Here is a 2,251-nt window from a genome sequence, read left to right as displayed (position 1 = left end):
TTATGGACATCCTCACAGCGGCTGGCCTCAACGGAACCGACCACGTACCGGAGCGCTATACGCCTCCCATCGCGGTTGTCTCCTACGGCTCTCCAATGATCGAGACCGGTGCAGTCATCGGCTCTCACACAGTCCGCCTTGAGGCAACGGTAGTCGTCGCTAAGGGTTCCAACTCCAAGGAGATGGACTCATTCGACGCAGACATCACAGCGGCTCTCCTGGCCCTATCCGAGAACGGATGGGCGGTTGACCGTATCGATGAACCAATCATGGTCTCCTCAGGAACGGCGACCTATCTAGCAGCAACTATCAGCATGAACGCTGACGTATTCATTATTAAGGATTAATCAAATGCCATCAAGCGAAAGAATCACTGGCAAGACGCTCACTCTCACACTAGGTGGCATTGAGCGTGCTTGCGACGTTACCGGCTTCGGCTTCTCCTCGGAAGAGGCAGACGACGACGTTGTTACTTATTGCGACGCAGCAGCCGGAGGAAAGTTCGACACTATCCTCACTGTCTCTGCTATCGCGTCCACAGCATCCGGCTCCTTCTGGCGCTACCTCTTCGAAAACCCCGGTGAGGAAGACGTTGCTTACGTCGTAGCACCACACGGCAACGCAGTAGCAACTGCGAATCAGCCTCACCTCACTGGAACGCTAACGCTTCCCGGAGGCATGCCAGAACTCACTGGCGAGACCAACTCCACGTCCACCTTTGACGTTGAGTTCAAGTGCGACGCCCGACCTGTCCTTAAGACAACGGCGTAAGCATGTCCCGGTCACTTGAAGAGCGCTTTGCCGCTGACCTTGGAGAGGGCTTCGGCGTCTACGTCGAAGGTCTCAATAAGGCTATCCGTGCCCTATCGGCAGCCGGAGCAGACGCGGCAGACATGAAGGACCTAATGCACTCCATCGGTAACACGGTGGTCAGTGCAGCAGAGCCTCTAGCGCCCTACAAGACCGGAAAACTACGTGGCTCCATCCGCGCGGGCAAGGGCAAGACAAAGGCCGTTGTCCGCGCGGGAGGCGCACGTTACCCCTACGCAGGAGTCCAGCACTACGGCTGGCCTGCACACGGCATCGAGGGGACTCACTTCCTGACTCAGGGATTGTCCGCCTCTCGTGCCCGCGTCCTAGCCCAACTCAATGAGGGCTTGGACGACATTCTAGTTAAGAACAATCTTAAGTAAGGCAGCACACCATGTTTTCAATCGATCAACTAACTCTAGGCGAAATCGCCACCGTTGAGGAACTCTCCGGCGAGTCCATTACCTCCTTTGGTAACGGAGACAAGCCGATGGCTAAGAGCCTCCAAGCACTTTACTTCGTGGCTAAGCGCCGCGAGGACCGCAAGTTCACCTTTAAGGAAGCGGAGAACGTCACGATGCAGGAAGCAACTGACTACCTCGGCTTTGGTGAGACCGCAGACCCAAAAGAGTAACGCTCAGACAAGAGCGCGCAGCACGTAAGGCGTCAGTACTCATCACAGGCATACAGCCTTCCGAGTACGACGCGATGACCTCCATTGAGGTCGATGAATATATCAGAGCCTGGAACAAGGCACACAAGCAAAAGTAAGGAGGTCTCCTCATGGCAAACCAACAAGTAATCGTTAGCGTTCTTGCGAACACCACAGACTTCAAGCGCAAGATGCAGGCACTAGGTCAGGAGACCTCCGGGCTTGAACGCATCGGCAACGGCTTCAAGACCCTAGGCAAGGTCGCAGCAGCGGCAGCCATTGGTCTTGGAGTCGCTGCCGCTGCCTACGGCAAGAAAGCCGTAGACGCAGCAGCGAACCTAGAGCAGTCCATCGGAGCCGTTGACACGGTATTCAAGGACAGCGCAGCACAGATGCACACATGGGCTAAGGGAGCCGCTGAGTCAGCGGGCCTCTCCCAGAACTCATACAACGAACTAGCAAGCCTCATTGGTTCGCAGTTCAAGAACATGGGCGTATCCATGGATCAACTCGGGGGCAAGACCAACGAGATGATTACGCTAGGTGCTGACCTCTCCTCCATGTTCGGTGGAGACGCCAAGACCGCTGTTGAGGCATTGTCCTCCGCGTTCAAGGGTGAGTTCGACCCTCTAGAGAAGTACGGCATCACGCTCAGTGCTGCCAAGATTCAGGCCGAAATGGCAGCCATGGGAGCCGACAAACTCACTGGCGCAGCAGAGGCACAGGCAAGGCAGCAGGCAATTACAAACCTTGTCATGGGCCAGTCAACCGACGCCCTAGGCAACTTTG

At 56.1% G+C, this 2,251-nt stretch carries 5 protein-coding genes; all 5 read left to right on the top strand.

Annotated elements, in window-relative coordinates; genetic code table 11:
- Positions 1 to 347: hypothetical protein (locus tag ACFWGN_RS21460; protein WP_377619777.1), on the top strand; the 347-nt coding region annotated here is incomplete at its 5' end.
- Between the two features lie 4 nt (positions 348 to 351).
- A complete protein-coding gene (locus ACFWGN_RS21455; protein WP_377619776.1) occupies positions 352 to 771 on the top strand; it encodes a hypothetical protein in 420 nt (139 codons plus the stop codon).
- A 2-nt stretch (positions 772 to 773) separates the two neighbouring features.
- Positions 774 to 1,193 (top strand): HK97 gp10 family phage protein, encoded by a 420-nt coding sequence (locus ACFWGN_RS21450; protein ID WP_377619775.1) that lies wholly within the window; start codon positions 774 to 776, stop codon positions 1,191 to 1,193.
- An 11-nt stretch (positions 1,194 to 1,204) separates the two neighbouring features.
- On the top strand, positions 1,205 to 1,444 hold the full coding sequence (locus ACFWGN_RS21445) for a hypothetical protein (RefSeq protein WP_377619773.1): 240 nt from the start codon (positions 1,205 to 1,207) through the stop codon (positions 1,442 to 1,444).
- A 149-nt stretch (positions 1,445 to 1,593) separates the two neighbouring features.
- The coding region (locus tag ACFWGN_RS21440; RefSeq protein ID WP_377619771.1) for a hypothetical protein at positions 1,594 to 2,251 on the top strand (658 nt) is incomplete at its 3' end.

Source organism: Oerskovia sp. NPDC060338, from assembly GCF_042726295.1.
Classification (GTDB): domain Bacteria; phylum Actinomycetota; class Actinomycetes; order Actinomycetales; family Cellulomonadaceae; genus Oerskovia; species Oerskovia merdavium.
Note: the sequence above shows the minus strand (reverse complement) of the source record. Positions and strands in the feature narration are given on the sequence as shown.

Bases quoted from the DNA above. Each gene is read 5' to 3' on its own strand.
- ACFWGN_RS21455 (WP_377619776.1), top strand. From the start codon at position 352: ATGCCATCAAGCGAAAGAATCACTGGCAAGACGCTCACTCTCACACTA.
- ACFWGN_RS21450 (WP_377619775.1), top strand. From the start codon at position 774: ATGTCCCGGTCACTTGAAGAGCGCTTTGCCGCTGACCTTGGAGAGGGC.
- ACFWGN_RS21445 (WP_377619773.1), top strand. From the start codon at position 1,205: ATGTTTTCAATCGATCAACTAACTCTAGGCGAAATCGCCACCGTTGAG.